At 69.4% G+C, this 13,438-nt stretch carries 15 protein-coding genes and 1 tRNA gene; 3 read left to right on the top strand and 13 right to left on the bottom strand.

Translation table 11 applies throughout. From position 1 onward, the window contains the following. Window positions 1-72: 72 nt before the first annotated feature. The 8 genes from rplJ to OG456_RS15230 all read right to left on the bottom strand — a co-directional run bounded on the left by rplJ (window position 73) and on the right by OG456_RS15230 (window position 5,515). On the bottom strand, window positions 73-603 hold the full coding sequence (rplJ, locus tag OG456_RS15195) for a 50S ribosomal protein L10 (protein WP_100594899.1): 531 nt from the start codon (window positions 601-603) through the stop codon (window positions 73-75). A 277-nt stretch (window positions 604-880) separates the two neighbouring features. Then, window positions 881-1,729 carry a DUF1396 domain-containing protein gene (locus OG456_RS15200; protein ID WP_266561208.1) on the bottom strand — a complete coding sequence of 283 codons (849 nt, stop codon included), beginning with the start codon at window positions 1,727-1,729 and terminating at the stop codon, window positions 881-883. Between the two features lie 59 nt (window positions 1,730-1,788). Further along, window positions 1,789-2,508: a hypothetical protein gene (locus OG456_RS15205; RefSeq protein ID WP_266561210.1), complete on the bottom strand. Its 720-nt coding sequence runs from the start codon at window positions 2,506-2,508 to the stop codon at window positions 1,789-1,791. Window positions 2,509-2,648: 140 nt separating this feature from the next. After that, on the bottom strand, window positions 2,649-3,377 hold the full coding sequence (gene rplA / locus OG456_RS15210; RefSeq protein ID WP_100594901.1) for a 50S ribosomal protein L1: 729 nt from the start codon (window positions 3,375-3,377) through the stop codon (window positions 2,649-2,651). 82 nt (window positions 3,378-3,459) lie between these two features. Beyond that, window positions 3,460-3,894 (bottom strand): 50S ribosomal protein L11, encoded by a 435-nt coding sequence (gene rplK, locus OG456_RS15215; RefSeq protein WP_100594902.1) that lies wholly within the window; start codon window positions 3,892-3,894, stop codon window positions 3,460-3,462. A 177-nt stretch (window positions 3,895-4,071) separates the two neighbouring features. Further along, window positions 4,072-4,968 carry a transcription termination/antitermination protein NusG gene (gene nusG, locus OG456_RS15220; RefSeq protein WP_266561213.1) on the bottom strand — a complete coding sequence of 299 codons (897 nt, stop codon included), beginning with the start codon at window positions 4,966-4,968 and terminating at the stop codon, window positions 4,072-4,074. Window positions 4,969-5,045: 77 nt separating this feature from the next. Next, window positions 5,046-5,333: a preprotein translocase subunit SecE gene (gene secE / locus OG456_RS15225; protein ID WP_100594904.1), complete on the bottom strand. Its 288-nt coding sequence runs from the start codon at window positions 5,331-5,333 to the stop codon at window positions 5,046-5,048. Between the two features lie 109 nt (window positions 5,334-5,442). Then, window positions 5,443-5,515, bottom strand: a tRNA-Trp gene (locus OG456_RS15230). A 190-nt stretch (window positions 5,516-5,705) separates the two neighbouring features. Between OG456_RS15230 and OG456_RS15235 the strand changes: the two genes are divergently transcribed. Together OG456_RS15235 and OG456_RS15240 are read left to right on the top strand one after the other, a co-directional pair. Beyond that, the gene (locus tag OG456_RS15235) at window positions 5,706-6,944 is read left to right on the top strand and encodes a pyridoxal phosphate-dependent aminotransferase (RefSeq protein WP_266561217.1); all 1,239 of its coding nucleotides are present in this window, start codon (window positions 5,706-5,708) and stop codon (window positions 6,942-6,944) included. 229 nt (window positions 6,945-7,173) lie between these two features. Continuing rightward, entirely contained in the window at window positions 7,174-8,199 is a 1,026-nt protein-coding gene (locus OG456_RS15240) for an adenosine deaminase (protein ID WP_266561219.1), read from the top strand. An 18-nt stretch (window positions 8,200-8,217) separates the two neighbouring features. Here the strand turns inward: OG456_RS15240 and OG456_RS15245 are convergent, their stop codons facing one another. Together OG456_RS15245 and OG456_RS15250 are read right to left on the bottom strand one after the other, a co-directional pair. Next, the gene (locus tag OG456_RS15245) at window positions 8,218-8,943 is read right to left on the bottom strand and encodes a thioredoxin domain-containing protein (protein ID WP_266561221.1); all 726 of its coding nucleotides are present in this window, start codon (window positions 8,941-8,943) and stop codon (window positions 8,218-8,220) included. 31 nt (window positions 8,944-8,974) lie between these two features. Further along, the gene (locus tag OG456_RS15250; RefSeq protein WP_266561223.1) at window positions 8,975-9,571 is read right to left on the bottom strand and encodes a TetR/AcrR family transcriptional regulator; all 597 of its coding nucleotides are present in this window, start codon (window positions 9,569-9,571) and stop codon (window positions 8,975-8,977) included. Window positions 9,572-9,659: 88 nt separating this feature from the next. On the opposite strand from OG456_RS15250, the gene OG456_RS15255 reads away from it, so the two are divergent. After that, window positions 9,660-10,292 carry an NAD(P)-dependent oxidoreductase gene (locus OG456_RS15255; protein ID WP_266561225.1) on the top strand — a complete coding sequence of 211 codons (633 nt, stop codon included), beginning with the start codon at window positions 9,660-9,662 and terminating at the stop codon, window positions 10,290-10,292. 28 nt (window positions 10,293-10,320) lie between these two features. Here the strand turns inward: OG456_RS15255 and OG456_RS15260 are convergent, their stop codons facing one another. The 3 genes from OG456_RS15260 to OG456_RS15270 form a co-directional block, all read right to left on the bottom strand. Next, entirely contained in the window at window positions 10,321-11,376 is a 1,056-nt protein-coding gene (locus OG456_RS15260; RefSeq protein ID WP_266561227.1) for a UDP-N-acetylmuramate dehydrogenase, read from the bottom strand. Window positions 11,377-11,497: 121 nt separating this feature from the next. Further along, the gene (locus tag OG456_RS15265) at window positions 11,498-11,878 is read right to left on the bottom strand and encodes a DUF3291 domain-containing protein (RefSeq protein WP_266561229.1); all 381 of its coding nucleotides are present in this window, start codon (window positions 11,876-11,878) and stop codon (window positions 11,498-11,500) included. A gap of 42 nt (window positions 11,879-11,920) precedes the next feature. Then, the gene (locus OG456_RS15270; RefSeq protein ID WP_266561231.1) at window positions 11,921-13,366 is read right to left on the bottom strand and encodes a DHA2 family efflux MFS transporter permease subunit; all 1,446 of its coding nucleotides are present in this window, start codon (window positions 13,364-13,366) and stop codon (window positions 11,921-11,923) included. Between the last annotated feature and the right edge of the window lie 72 nt (window positions 13,367-13,438).

Genomic DNA, 13,438 nt, shown 5'->3' on the forward strand with positions numbered 1-13,438 from the left:
AATGTCGGCGGGCGTACGTTCGGCCCGCTGCGACCGTCTCCCTAGTGGGCGACGGTCAATGCGCGAGCCGAGTTACTCGGCACCGCCCTGCTCGTCGCGCTTGACGCGAAGTGCCTCCGCAGTGCGGACGAACTTCGACGGGAGCGCCTGGAAGACCTGAGCAGCCTGAGTCTGCTTGCCCTTCATGGCGCCCGCCAGCTTGGCGAGCAGAACCTCGCGGGACTCGAGGTCCGCGAGCTTCTTGATCTCATCGGCGGACAGCGCCTTACCGTCAAGGACACCGCCCTTGATGATGAGGTTGGGGTTGTCCTTGGCGAAGTCACGAAGACCCTTCGCCGACTCCACCGGGTCACCGGTGACGAAGGCAACCGCTGTCGGACCCGTGAACAGGTCGTCCAGCGTGTTGATCCCGGCCTCGTTGGCCGCGATCTTGGTCAGCGTGTTCTTCACCACGGCGTACTCGGAGTTCTCACCGAGAGAACGGCGCAGCTGCTTGAGCTGGGCCACGGTGAGACCCCGGTACTCGGTCAGCACGGCGGCGTTCGAGCTGCGGAACTTGTCCGTGAGCTCGGCTACCGCGGCAGCCTTGTCGGGCGTCGGCATAGAGCGTCGGCCTCCTTCCGGGTGATGAGGACCGCTCAGAAGGGGCTGTACAAAACAAAACGCCCCGGCGCAGGCGCACGGGGCTTAGCTCGACCGGAACGAGTCCGGGAACTTTCCACAGTCACCTGCGCAGGTCGTCCGCTTTCAGCAGATCCTTCGGTCACCGGTTCCTCTTGCGAGGACACGGCAACGACCAGCGGTCTTTGGCTTCTCAAGGAGATTACGTGACGGGGTCCGCCTCAGGCAAATCCGCTCCTGTCGGCCCCCGCCGGGGCGCTCAACCGCTGGTCGCGCCCTTCATCATCTGCGCCAGATCCACCACGTCCTTGGCGGCCGGAGCCCGTACGGTGACCGGCTTGTCGTAGTCGAAGAAAGTCATCGTCATGTCGAAGCGGCCCTTGTCCGCCGCGCCGCGGGTACGGAAGCGTCTGGTGCGGTCGCCCTGGTCGATCCACAGGTCCACCGCGAGCTTGTCGACGCCCAGGCCCTCGTACATCGAGAGGTTCTTGTCGCGGCGCTTCCTGGTGGCCGCGTCCTCGTCCTTGTAGCTCTCGCGCATCTGGTCGAGCGTGACGGTGCCCTTGTAGTGCGCGGTCTTCTCGCCCTCCACGGTCTCCTCGCCGACGCGCTCAAGATCCTTGGAGCCGTTGAGGAACGTGACCTGCTCGGCCGGGTTCTGGTCCGCCTGGCCGGCCAGCGGGTTCGTCGCCGCGGCCTCCTGCGACGCGGGCCCGGAGATGTCGAACTTGAGCCAGCTCCTGCCGTCCGTCTCCTTGGCCGCGCCCTTGCCGCCACCCATGTAGAGGGCGCCGCCGGTGACGCGCATCTCGAGGGTGCCGTCGGAGCCCTGGTAGGGCGAGGTCATCCTCATCCGCATCGCCATCGGCTTCACGCTGATCGCGGCCTCGCCGTCGATCCGGCCCGAGCCGGGGACCTCGCCGGTCATCCGGTAGCCGAACGACGTCAGCCGCTCCCCGTTCTCCGTGGCCTTGAGGACGGCCGCGGCCGCCGCCGTCCGCGGCGAAGAACCCGCTCTCCCGTCGCCCCCCGACGACGTACAGGCCGTGGCCCCGCCACACAGCACCGCGGCGGCCAGCACGGCCCCCGCCGCTCTGTTCACTGTCATGACCCCACCCCTAGGAACAGATGATCGATACACGTAGGTGGGCGCACGATACCGAAGGCTCAGGCGGCGGGCTTTCGAGCAACGACGTCCTTGAAGTCGACCGTGTCCCGTGCCGGCGGGCGCTCGGCCGAGGCGCGGGCGCCGTACTCGCCGTAATGCACCGTCCCCGAGAAGGTGCCGGAGGCCGTATCGGCTCGCTGGACGCGCTTGACCAGGAGGTGGCCGCGGTCGATCCACACGTCGACGCGCTGCCCGTGGGTCGAGCCCGTGTAGTGCGTCGCGCGGACGCCGCGCACGGTCTCGGCGCCCACCTCGCGCGCGTTCCCCGAGGACAGCAGCAGCTTCAGGGAGGCCGCCGGCGAGAGGTCGGCCCCTGAGGCGTACGGGTATCTGATCCAGTGCTTGCCGTCCGACAGCGCGGCGAACTTGTCGGTCATCCGCGTGTAGTACGCGTCCGGCAGGAAGCGTGACTGGGACGGGGAGCCGCCCATGAGCCGGGTCGTCGAGGCCATCGAGCCGCCGGTCGTGGTCACCCTCAGCGTGCCGCGCAGCCCGCCCGACCAGCGCAGGACGCCCACGCTCCGCGAGGACAGGCTGGTGCCCGTACTGCTCGTCGCCTCGATCCTCGCGGACCCGGCGGCGACGACCTCGGAGCGCGCGGCCTTCAGCGCCCCGGTGACACTCTCGTCGCGCCCCGGCGCCTCGTGCGTGCCGCAGGACACCAGGCCGGCCATCGCCAGGCAGACCGTCGCGTACCGCACCCATGTCCTGCCGTTCATACGCTCCCCCGCCGAGCCCCAGGTCGACCCCGCACGCTAGCGGAGCGCACCCGCGCCCGGAGTGGTTAGCGGCAAAACGGGAACGGGCCCCGCACCTCGAAAGGTGCGGGGCCCGAGCCGACTTGGCTGAGCTGTCAGGCTCAGACCGCAGCCGGGTCCTCCTCGACGAGGAGGTTGCGGGTGCGGTTCGGGTCGAGCGGAACGCCGGGGCCCATCGTGGTGGCGATGGCGGCCTTCTTGATGTAGCGACCCTTGGCGGCGGACGGCTTCAGACGAAGGATCTCGTCCAGGGCCGCGCCGTAGTTCTCCACCAGCTGGGTGTCGTCGAAGGACACCTTGCCGATGATGAAGTGGAGGTTCGAGTGCTTGTCGACGCGGAACTCGATCTTGCCGCCCTTGATCTCGTTCACGGCCTTGACCACGTCCGGGGTCACCGTGCCCGTCTTCGGGTTCGGCATGAGGCCACGGGGGCCGAGCACGCGGCCGAGGCGGCCGACCTTGCCCATGAGGTCCGGGGTGGCGACAACGGCGTCGAACTCGTTGAGGCGGTTGCCCTTGGAGATCTCGTCGATGAGCTCGTCGGAGCCGACGATGTCGGCGCCAGCGGCTTCCGCGGCCGCAGCACGGTCACCGGTCGCGAAGACCAGGACCCGGGCGGTCTTGCCGGTGCCGTGCGGGAGGTTCACGGTGCCACGGACCATCTGGTCGGCCTTGCGCGGGTCGACACCCAGACGCATGGCGACCTCGACGGTGCCGTCGAACTTCGTCGCGGAGGTCTCCTTGGCGATACGGACGGCCTCGAGCGGGGCGTAGAGCTTGTCCCGGTCGATCTTCGCGTCCGCAGCGCGGAGAGTCTTGCTGCGCTTCACTTCTACTCCTGGAGTTCAGGTATGGAGTTCGTGGTGCGGACCAGCGCTGGCCCTACCACTGAAAGGTCAAACGGGGTGAGGATCAGCCCTCGACCGTGACGCCCATGGAACGCGCGGTACCGGCGATGATCTTCGCGGCGGCGTCCAGGTCGTTGGCGTTCAGGTCGGCCATCTTGGTGGTGGCGATCTCGCGGACCTGCGCGTCGGTGATCTTCGCGACCTTGGTCTTGTGAGGCTCGCCGGAGCCCTTCTCGATGCCCGCGGCCTTGAGGATCATCTTGGCGGCCGGGGGCGTCTTGGTGATGAAGGTGAAGGAGCGGTCTTCGTAGACCGTGATCTCCACCGGGATGACCCAGCCACGCTGCGACTCGGTCGCGGCGTTGTAGGCCTTGCAGAACTCCATGATGTTGACGCCGTGCTGGCCCAGCGCGGGACCAACCGGCGGGGCCGGGTTGGCGGCACCGGCCTGGATCTGGAGCTTGATAAGCCCCGTGACCTTCTTCTTCTTGGGAGGCATTGCTCTCTCCGGGTCCTAGTGAGAGTTTTCAGCCGACCACCCGGTCATCCGGATGGAGGCATACCGCACAACGATAACGGGTATCTATGTGCAGCTAAAAACCGAGCAGGTCAGACCGGCTTTGAGAGCCCGTCTGACCTGTTCGGAAGTGCTTGTTCCAGAAGGTGCCGGAAGGGGCTAGTTCTTCTGGATCTGGTCGAAGCTGAGCTCGACCGGAGTCTCGCGGCCGAAGATCTCGACGAGGCCCTTGACCTTCTTCGAGTCGGCGTTGATCTCGTTGATCGTCGCCTGCAGCGTCGCGAACGGGCCGTCGGTGACGGTGACCGAGTCGCCGACCTCGAAGTCCAGGACCTGGACCTCGACCTTGCGGGAGGGAGCCGGCCTGCCCTCGGCCTCGGCGGCCTCGCGGGCGGCCTTCTCCTCGGCCTCCGGGGCGAGCATCTTGACGATCTCATCGAGGGTCAGCGGGTACGGGTCGTAGGCGTTGCCCACGAAGCCGGTGACGCCGGGCGTGTTGCGGACGACGCCCCAGGACTCGTTCGTCAGGTCCATGCGCACCAGCACGTAGCCGGGGAGCTTGTTCTGACGGACGGTCTTGCGCTCGCCGTTCTTGATCTGCGCGACCTCTTCCTGCGGCACCTCGGCCTGGAAGATGAAGTCCTCGACATTCAGCGAGACGGCGCGCTGCTCGAGGTTGGTCTTCACGCGGTTCTCGTAACCGGCGTACGTGTGGATGACGTACCACTCGCCGGGCAGCGTGCGCAGTTCCTCGCGCAGGGCGACGATCGGGTCGACCGGCTCGGACTCCTCGGCGGACTCCTCGTCGGCCTCGGCCTCGGGGGCGTCCTCGTCGGACAGCTCGGCGGCGTCGTCCTCGGCGTCGTTCTCGAGGGACTCCTCGGCGGCTTCGACCTCGTCCTCGGCGTGCTCGTCAGCCTCAGTGGCTGCCTCGTCGGCAGCCTCGGCCTGGACCGTGTCCTCGGCGTTCTCGGCGTCCGCCGCCTCGACAATGTCGAGCTCGTCCTCAACGGACTCGACGGGCTCGATCGCCTCGTTCAGGTTCGGGTCAGACACTGTGGCTGCTTCTTCCTGGATACATAGGGGTGGAACACGCGAAAGGGGCGCCGGGTACGGCGCCCTTCGCTATCGGCTCAGCCGAAGATGTACTTGACGGCGTGGTTGAAGCCATAGTCAATCACGGTCACCAGACCGATCATGATGACGACGAACACAATCACCACACTGGTGTACGTGGTGAGCTGGTTGCGAGTCGGCCAGACAACCTTGCGGAGCTCCGCGACGATCTGGCGGTAGAAGAGCGCGAGACGACCGAAGGGGCCCTTCTTTCCGCGCTTGCCACCCTTACGGGGCTTCTTCTGTGACTCCGGCGCCTCATCCTGGGCATCAGGCATGTCGATGGAGCCCACGGCGTCCGTCACGCGTCCTCACCTGAATTCCGGGTCGTGGCCGTGCCGCGCCCGGTTGAGCCGCACGGCGGTGCATTTGCAGTACGTACATGCGCACACGTCCTGGCGAAGGAGTGTGTAGCAGGGCCGGAGGGACTTGAACCCCCAACCGCTGGTTTTGGAGACCAGTGCTCTACCAATTGAGCTACGACCCTTTGTCTGCCCCAACGTACCGCATCCTTCCGACTGCACGTCGTGTGCCGGAAGAGAGCGGCCGGTGAAGGCCAACGAGCAGTGAGTGTACGTGTTCCGCGGCCCTCCGTCGAACAGAAAGAAGCGGGCCAGTCGTTGATCGTCCGTGAAACCCGTGTGCCGGCCGGGTTTCCGGTCTGGAACGATGGGGTTATGAGCGCTGCTGCTACTCCTTCCTCTTCGCCCACCGAGCGCCGGGTCTCCGCCCGTATCGGCGCGATCTCCGAGTCCGCGACCCTCGCCGTCGACGCCAAGGCCAAGGCCCTCAAGGCCGCCGGGCGTCCGGTCATCGGTTTCGGCGCGGGCGAGCCCGACTTCCCGACCCCGGACTACATCGTCGAAGCGGCCATCGAGGCCTGCAAGAACCCGAAGTACCACCGGTACACGCCCGCCGGCGGTCTGCCCGAGCTGAAGGCCGCGATCGCCGCGAAGACGCTGCGCGACTCCGGCTACGAGGTCGACCCCTCGCAGGTGCTGGTCACCAACGGCGGCAAGCAGGCCATCTACGAGGCCTTCGCCGCGATCCTCGACCCGGGCGACGAGGTCATCGTCCCGGCGCCGTACTGGACGACGTACCCCGAGTCGATCCGTCTCGCCGGTGGTGTCCCCGTCGAGGTCGTGGCCGACGAGACGACCGGGTACCGCGTCTCCGTGGAGCAGCTGGAGGCGGCGCGCACCGAGCGCACCAAGGTCGTCCTGTTCGTGTCGCCGTCGAACCCGACGGGCGCGGTCTACAGCGAGGCCGACGCCGAGGCGATCGGCCGCTGGGCCGTCGAGCACGGCCTGTGGGTTCTCACCGACGAGATCTACGAGCACCTGGTCTACGGGGACGCCAAGTTCACGTCCCTCCCGGCGCTCCTGCCCGAGCTGCGCGACAAGTGCATCGTCGTGAACGGCGTCGCCAAGACGTACGCGATGACCGGCTGGCGCGTCGGGTGGATCATCGGCCCGAAGGACGTCGTGAAGGCCGCGACCAACCTGCAGTCGCACGCCACGTCGAACGTGTCGAACGTCGCACAGATCGCCGCGCTCGCCGCCGTGTCCGGCGACCTGACGGCCGTCGCGAAGATGCGCGAGGCCTTCGACCGCCGCCGCAAGACCATCGTGCGCATGCTGAACGAGATCGACGGCGTGTTCTGCCCCGAGCCCGAGGGTGCCTTCTACGCGTACCCGTCGGTGAAGGAGCTGCTCGGCAAGGAGATCCGCGGCAAGCGTCCGCAGACTTCCGTCGAGCTGGCCGCGCTGATCCTGGAGGAGGCCGAGGTCGCGGTCGTCCCGGGTGAGGCCTTCGGCACGCCGGGCTACCTGCGTCTGTCGTACGCCCTGGGCGACGAGGACCTGGTCGAGGGTGTCTCGCGGATCCAGAAGCTGCTGGCGGAGGCCAGGGACTGACATGTACGACGCACAAGCGGGCCTCCGGTCGGACCGGAGGCCCGCTTGTGCGTTCAGGCACGCGCTCGTTCGGTGAACTCGGCTGCCTGGGCCAGGATTTCTGCGGCAAGATCCTGGAGTGACTCCTCCCCACGAGGGGCTTCTCACTCGGTCGTGACGGCCTCATGACGGACAAGCCCTGCCCGGCGCCTTCCGGCACAGAGCAGAGCCTAGCGATTACGGAGCGTTGATGGGTGTGGTTCGTGATATCCGGCAGCTGCCCAAGGCCCACCTGCACCTGCACTTCACCGGGTCGATGCGGCCCACGACCCTGCTCGAACTCGCCGACAAGTACGGCGTCAGGCTGCCCGAGGCCCTGACCGGGGCCGAGCCGCCGAAACTGCGGGCCACCGACGAGCGCGGCTGGTTCCGTTTCCAGCGGCTGTACGACGCCGCCCGGTCCTGTCTGCGCGAGCCCGAGGACATTCAGCGGCTGGTGCGCGAGGCCGCGCTGGAGGATCTCGCGGACGGGTCGGGGTGGCTGGAGATCCAGGTCGACCCGACGTCGTACGCGCCGCGGCTCGGGGGCCTGATCCCGGCCCTGGAAGTCATCCTGGACGCCGTCGAGACCGCCTCGCGCGACACGGGGCTCGGCATGCGGGTCCTGGTGGCCGCCAACCGTATGAAGCATCCGCTGGACGCGCGCACTCTGGCCCGCCTCGCCGTGCGGTACGCGGACCGCGGCATCGTCGGCTTCGGGCTCTCCAACGACGAACGGCGGGGCATGGCGCGGGACTTCGACCGCGCGTTCGACATCGCCAGGGAGGGCGGCCTCCTTGCCGCGCCGCACGGCGGCGAGCTGACCGGGCCCGCCTCCGTACGCGACTGCCTGGACGACCTGGAGGCGACGCGGATCGGGCACGGGGTGCGGGCCGCCGAGGACCCGCGGCTGCTGAAACGGCTCGCGGACCGGGGGGTGACCTGCGAGGTCTGCCCCGCCTCCAATGTCGCGCTCGGCGTCTACGAGAAGCCCGAGGACGTACCCCTGCGCACTTTGTTCGAGGCCGGGGTGCCGATGGCGCTCGGCGCCGACGACCCGCTCCTGTTCGGCTCGCGTCTGGCCGCCCAGTACGAGATCGCGCGCCGTCACCACGACTTCGACGACGCCGAACTGGCCGAGCTGGCACGGCAGTCGGTGCGCGGCTCGGCGGCGCCGCAGGACATCAGGGCGAAGCTGCTGTCAGGGGTCGACGACTGGCTGGCCACCGCCCCCTGACCAGGCCCGGTGCGTCGGTCACTCCGGCAGGGCCGACGTCCCGACCGCCAGCGGAACGTACTTGGGGTCGAACATCAGGTTCCACCGGTCCTCCTTGAGGAGGGTGCCGTTCACCGCGAAGGACGGGGTGCCGGGCGCCTTGCCGGCCTCGTAGGCCTTCTCGGAGGCGGTGACGAAGGAGCGGTACTTCATGCCCTTCACCGCCGCGTCGAACTCGGCGCCGCGCAGGCCCTTCACCCGCGAGGCCATGCGGAGCAGGAACGCGTCGGTGTAGCCGTCGACGGCCTCCTCGGGCTGCTCCTGGAAGAGGAGGTCGTGGTACTCGACGAACTTCCCCTGTTCCAGGGCGGCCCGCAGCGCGTTGGCCGCCTTCTTCGAGCCCTTGCCGCCCAGCCGGTCGTCGAGGAACGACGCCAGGGTGTACTCGGCCCTGACCTCGCCGTGGAGGGTCATCTTCCGCAGCGCGCCGGCGCCGCCGTCCTCCTCGAACTCACGGCAGACGGGGCACCGCAGGTCCTCATAGAGCCGTACGACGGTGTCCGCCTTCGATGACCCGACGACGACCGTCGTGCCGTCGGCCGCGAGGTGTTCGGGCAGTTGCCCGGAACTCGCGTACCGCTCGGGCTTCTTGTCGACGGTCGCGTCCCCGCCGGACGCTCCCCGGCCGCACCTCACGGCGAGCATGCCCGTCAGCGCCGCCACCAGCACCGATATGGCGCCCCGGCGCCCTCTTCCACGCAGCATGATCTTGCCCTCCCCGGAAAGAACGGGAACTCTATGCGATCCCTGTGAGCAGGGTGTGGGCGAGGCCCGCGGCGAACTCGTCCAGCGGCTGCGGGGGCTTGCGGTCGGGGGCCATGTCGTACGCGAACGCGCGCTGGGCGCAGGCTCCGAGGAGGAGGGACGCGGCGGCGTAGGTGTCGGCGTCGCGGCGGACGCGGCCCGCGTCCTGCTCGGATCTGAGGTAGGCGTCCAGGCCCTGGATCGGGCGGTGGGGGCCCGCGCCCATTTCCCGCAGCGCCTCCTCGTGACGGCGCTTGAGCTGGGGTTCCGCGTACAGGGAGGCGGCCATCGGGAAGGTCTGCTCGTAGAAGAGGGCGGCCTCGCGGGCGATCTCCGTGAGGTTCTCCTCGACGCTCTTCGCGCCCGGCTCCTTGGACAGCTCGCTCAGGAGCGGTCCGAGCTTGGGCAGCCGTTCGCTGAGAACGGTCACGAACAGCTCTTCCTTGTTCGCGAAGTACTTGTAGAGCGCCGCTTCCGAACAGTCCGCCGCCTTGGCGATCTCCTTGGTGGTGGCACGGGCGAGACCGATGCTCAGCATGAGTTCATGGGCGGCGTCGACGATGCGGACCCGGGCCGGCTTCTGATGCATGCGGGCTCCAACCGAGCTTGACGAGCGGGTGAGTATCCACTCACTCTAGAGGGTGAGTGAACACTTACCCACCCTAGGAGGGTGCGCCATGAGGATCACTGTTTTCGGGGCGACCGGCGGTATCGGCCAGGAGATCGTCCAGCAGGCACTGGCATCGGGCCATCAGGTCACCGCGGTGGTCCGCGACCCCGCGCGGTTCACGGTGACGGGCGCGGGCCTGGAGGTGTTCCGGGCGGATGTGCGGGACCCCGAGGCGCTGCGCCCCGCGGTCGCCGGGCGCGACGCGGTCCTGTCCGGGCTCGGCGCCCGCAGGCGCGCCGACGCGGGCATCGCGGCCGAGCTGACCCGGTCGGTTCTGGGCGCGGTGGAGGCCGAGGACGTACGGCGTCTGCTCGTCGTGAGCGCGGCGCCGGTAGGCCCCGAGCCCGAGCGCTCACCGCTCGTCGACCGCGCCATGCTCGGCGTCATCAACTCGCTGCTCAAGCCCGTCTACGACGATCTGCGGGCCATGGAGGGCGAGCTCGCGGCCAGCGCCACCGACTGGACCTCCGTACGCCCGCCGAAGCTCACGAACAAGCCGCTCACGGGCACGTACCGGACCGTGGTCGGCGGGAATCCGCGCAGCGGCCGGAGCATCTCGCGGGCCGACGTGGCCCACGCGATGCTGGCGATGATCGACGACCCCGCGACGGTCAAGCAGGGCGTGGGGGTCGCCTACTAGCGGGGCACCGGGCGGGTCAGAAGGCGGGTCAGAGGGACACGCCCACCGTGACCGGCTCGTTGACCAGCGTCACGCCGAAGGCGTCGTGGACGCCGGCCACGACCTCGCGGGCGAGCGCGAGGAGGTCATCGGTGGTCGCCTCGCCGCGATTGGTGAGGGCGAGCGTGTGCTTGGTGGAGATACGGGCGGGCCCGCTGCCGTAGCCCTTGGTGAAGCCCGCCTTGTCGATGAGCCAGGCCGCCGAGGTCTTCACGCGGGCCTCGCCGGCCGGGAAGGCGGGCGGGGCGGTGTCGGGGCCGAGACGGTCCGCCACGCGCGCGTGGAAGGCGGCGAACTCCTCCTCGGTGAGGATCGGGTTGGTGAAGAACGACCCGGCCGACCAGGTGTCGTGGTCCTCGGGGTCGAGCACCATGCCCTTGCCCGCGCGCAGCTTCAGGACCGTCTCGCGGGCGAGGGCCGCGGGGACCCGGTCGCCCGCCTCGACGCCGAGGGTGCGGGCCGTCTCGGGATACTTGATGGGGGCACTCATGCCGCCCGCGTCCTCGAGCCCGAACCGCACGCGCAGCACCACGAAGCGGTCGGGATCGGCCTTGAAACGGCTGTGCCGGTACGAGAACGCGCACTCCTCGTTCGGAATCGTGACCGTCTCGTCGGCCTTCCGGTCGTACGCGATCACTTCGGTGATCGTCGACGAGACCTCCTGGCCGTACGCGCCCACGTTCTGGATCGGCGTCGCGCCGGCGGAGCCGGGGATTCCGGCGAGGCACTCGATGCCCGCGAGGCCGGCCTCGACGGTGCGGGCGACCGCGTCGGTCCACACCTCGCCGGCCGCGAGCTCAAGGCTCGCACCGTCGAGCGAGAAGCCTTTCGTGGCGATCCGCAGGGCCGTGCCCGCGAAGCCCTTGTCGCCGATGACCAGGTTGCTGCCACCGCCGACGATCAGCAGCGGTGTGCCCTCCGCGTCGGCCTCACGGACGGCGGCGATCACCTCGTCGTCGGTCGTCGCCGTCAGCAGCCGTGCCGCGGGGCCGCCGAGGCGGAAGGTGGTCAGGGGGGCGAGGGGGGCGTCGTGGAGTTCCTGCACGCGCCCAAGAGTACGAGAACGGCCCCACCGGTCGTGGCGGGGCCGTTCTCTCGTACGTATTTGGGGTCCTGCTTGTCCGTGGTCCTGCGCGGCGCGCGGATCGGTCCTGCGCGGCGCGCGGTCACGACAGGCGCCGCAGCGCCTCCGCCCAGTCGAGCGGCAGCTCGTCCGTGGTGGTCTGCCAGCGCACGAACTTCGCGTCCTTCATCTGTGAGCGCAGAGCACCGGCCGTGGGGCCGTGGGGCGCCGAGCCCGCGAAGCGCTTCAGCGCGTCGGGCGACTCCCAGGCGGACAGGGTCCAGAAGGTCCGCCGCAGGGGCGCCGCCTTCACGGAGGCCCCGTACGCGCCGGGCGCCTTGCTCACCTGGCGCCAGACAGAGGGGGTCTTCGCGAAGAAACGGAGGGCGCCCCACAGGGTGCGGGTCTCGAAGCGGGAGGCCATGACGTGGACCTCGGCGCCGGTCGGCGGGGTGTTCGGGACGGTCCAGGGCAGCGTGGGCATGACGGGCTCCTTCGGGGAGTGCCGGTTCGATGCGGGGCGTTCTCAGTGCGAGGCGGTCTCCAGGACCGGGGCGGACTCGGGCGCGGGCTCGCTCCGGAGTCCCTCGGCCGCGCGCCGGCGGGACGGGATGAACAGGGCGGCGGCTCCCGCGACGGCCACCGTGGCCGCGCCCACCCACAGCGCGGGCTGGATGCCGTCCACGAAGTTCTGCGCGGGCTCGTAGCCGCCCTGAGCCGCGAAGATCGACGACATCACGGCGATGCCGAGCGCTCCGCCCACCTCGCGCAGCGCGTTGTTCGTGCCGGACGCGATGCCCTGTTCCTGCGGACGGACGCTGGACATGACCAGGTTGGAGGCGGGGGCGAAGTAGAGGGACATCCCGATGCCGTTGATGATCAGGGCGGGCAGCTGGGCGGTGTACGAGGCGTCGACGGCGATCACGGAGGCGTAGTAGGCGAGGCCCGCGGCCTGGAGGAAGAGGCCCGTGGCGACGACCAGGCGGCCGCCGATCCGGTCGGAGAGGTACCCCGCGATCGGCGAGACGAGCATCGGCATGCCGGTCCAGGGCAGCATGCGCAGGCCCGCCTCGGTGGGCGAGTAGCCGAGGACGCCCTGCATGTACTGGCTGAGCAGGAAGATCGAGCCGAACATCCCGAGGAACATCAGCAGGCTGGCCGCGTTGATCCCGGCGAAGGCGCGGGAGCGGAAGAGGCGCATCGGCAGCATCGCGTTCCTGGCGCGGGTGCCGTGCAGGGCGAAGGCGACGAGCAGGGCGCCGCCGGCGAACAGGCCCAGCAGGACGAGCCCGCTGGTCCAGCCGTCACGGGGCGCGCGGACCAGGGCGTACACGATGCCGAAGAGGCCGCTGCTGGCGAGCAGGGTGCCGACCAGGTCGAGGCGGGCGCCGGTGCCGTACGACTCGTTCAGGCGCAGCCGGGCGAGCGGGAGCAGGGCGAGGCCGAGCGGGACGTTCAGCCAGAAGATCCAGTGCCAGGAGACGTGCTCGGTGAGGCTGCCGCCGATCAGCGGCCCGCTCGCGACCGCGAGCCCGTTGACGGCGCCCCAGATCCCGTACGCCATCCCGCGCTTCGCCACCGGGACGGCCGCGGTCAGCAGAGTGAGCGTCAGCGGCATCATGATCGCGGCGCCGACGCCCTGGACCGCGCGGGCGGCGATCAGCGAGTCGATGCCTGGTGCCATGGCCGCGGCGGCGGACGCGCCGGTGAAGACGGTGAGGCCGACGAGGAAGAGCCGGCGGCGGCCGAACCGGTCTCCCAGGGCCGCGCCGAACATCAGCAGCACGGCGAAGGTGAGCGTGTAGGCGCTGACCGTCCACTCCAGGTCGTCGAGCGCTCCGCCGAGGTCCTTGCGGATGGAGGGCAGAGCGGTGGTGACGACGAGGTTGTCGAGGGCCGCCATGAATCCGGCGACGCTGGTGATGACGAGGGCCCAGACGGCTCCCCCGCGGCGTGCTGTCTGCTGTGACATCGTTCCCCCGGAACGTTGGTTAGTTATTGATGACTAACTTCCACGGGCATGGAGAGGCCGACGACCTCCATG

Origin of the sequence: Streptomyces sp. NBC_01446 (genome assembly GCF_026340095.1) — a bacterium.
GTDB classification, from domain to species: Bacteria; Actinomycetota; Actinomycetes; order Streptomycetales; family Streptomycetaceae; genus Streptomyces; species Streptomyces aureus.

Coding starts and splice junctions, on each gene's coding strand:
- OG456_RS15205 (WP_266561210.1), bottom strand. CDS start 2,508: ATGAACGGCAGGACATGGGTGCGGTACGCGACGGTCTGCCTGGCGATG.
- OG456_RS15265 (WP_266561229.1), bottom strand. CDS start 11,878: ATGCCCACGCTGCCCTGGACCGTCCCGAACACCCCGCCGACCGGCGCC.
- OG456_RS15235 (WP_266561217.1), top strand. CDS start 5,706: ATGAGCGCTGCTGCTACTCCTTCCTCTTCGCCCACCGAGCGCCGGGTC.
- OG456_RS15200 (WP_266561208.1), bottom strand. CDS start 1,729: ATGACAGTGAACAGAGCGGCGGGGGCCGTGCTGGCCGCCGCGGTGCTG.
- OG456_RS15240 (WP_266561219.1), top strand. CDS start 7,174: ATGGGTGTGGTTCGTGATATCCGGCAGCTGCCCAAGGCCCACCTGCAC.
- rplK (WP_100594902.1), bottom strand. CDS start 3,894: ATGCCTCCCAAGAAGAAGAAGGTCACGGGGCTTATCAAGCTCCAGATC.
- rplJ (WP_100594899.1), bottom strand. CDS start 603: ATGCCGACGCCCGACAAGGCTGCCGCGGTAGCCGAGCTCACGGACAAG.
- OG456_RS15255 (WP_266561225.1), top strand. CDS start 9,660: ATGAGGATCACTGTTTTCGGGGCGACCGGCGGTATCGGCCAGGAGATC.
- OG456_RS15250 (WP_266561223.1), bottom strand. CDS start 9,571: ATGCATCAGAAGCCGGCCCGGGTCCGCATCGTCGACGCCGCCCATGAA.
- OG456_RS15245 (WP_266561221.1), bottom strand. CDS start 8,943: ATGCTGCGTGGAAGAGGGCGCCGGGGCGCCATATCGGTGCTGGTGGCG.
- OG456_RS15270 (WP_266561231.1), bottom strand. CDS start 13,366: ATGTCACAGCAGACAGCACGCCGCGGGGGAGCCGTCTGGGCCCTCGTC.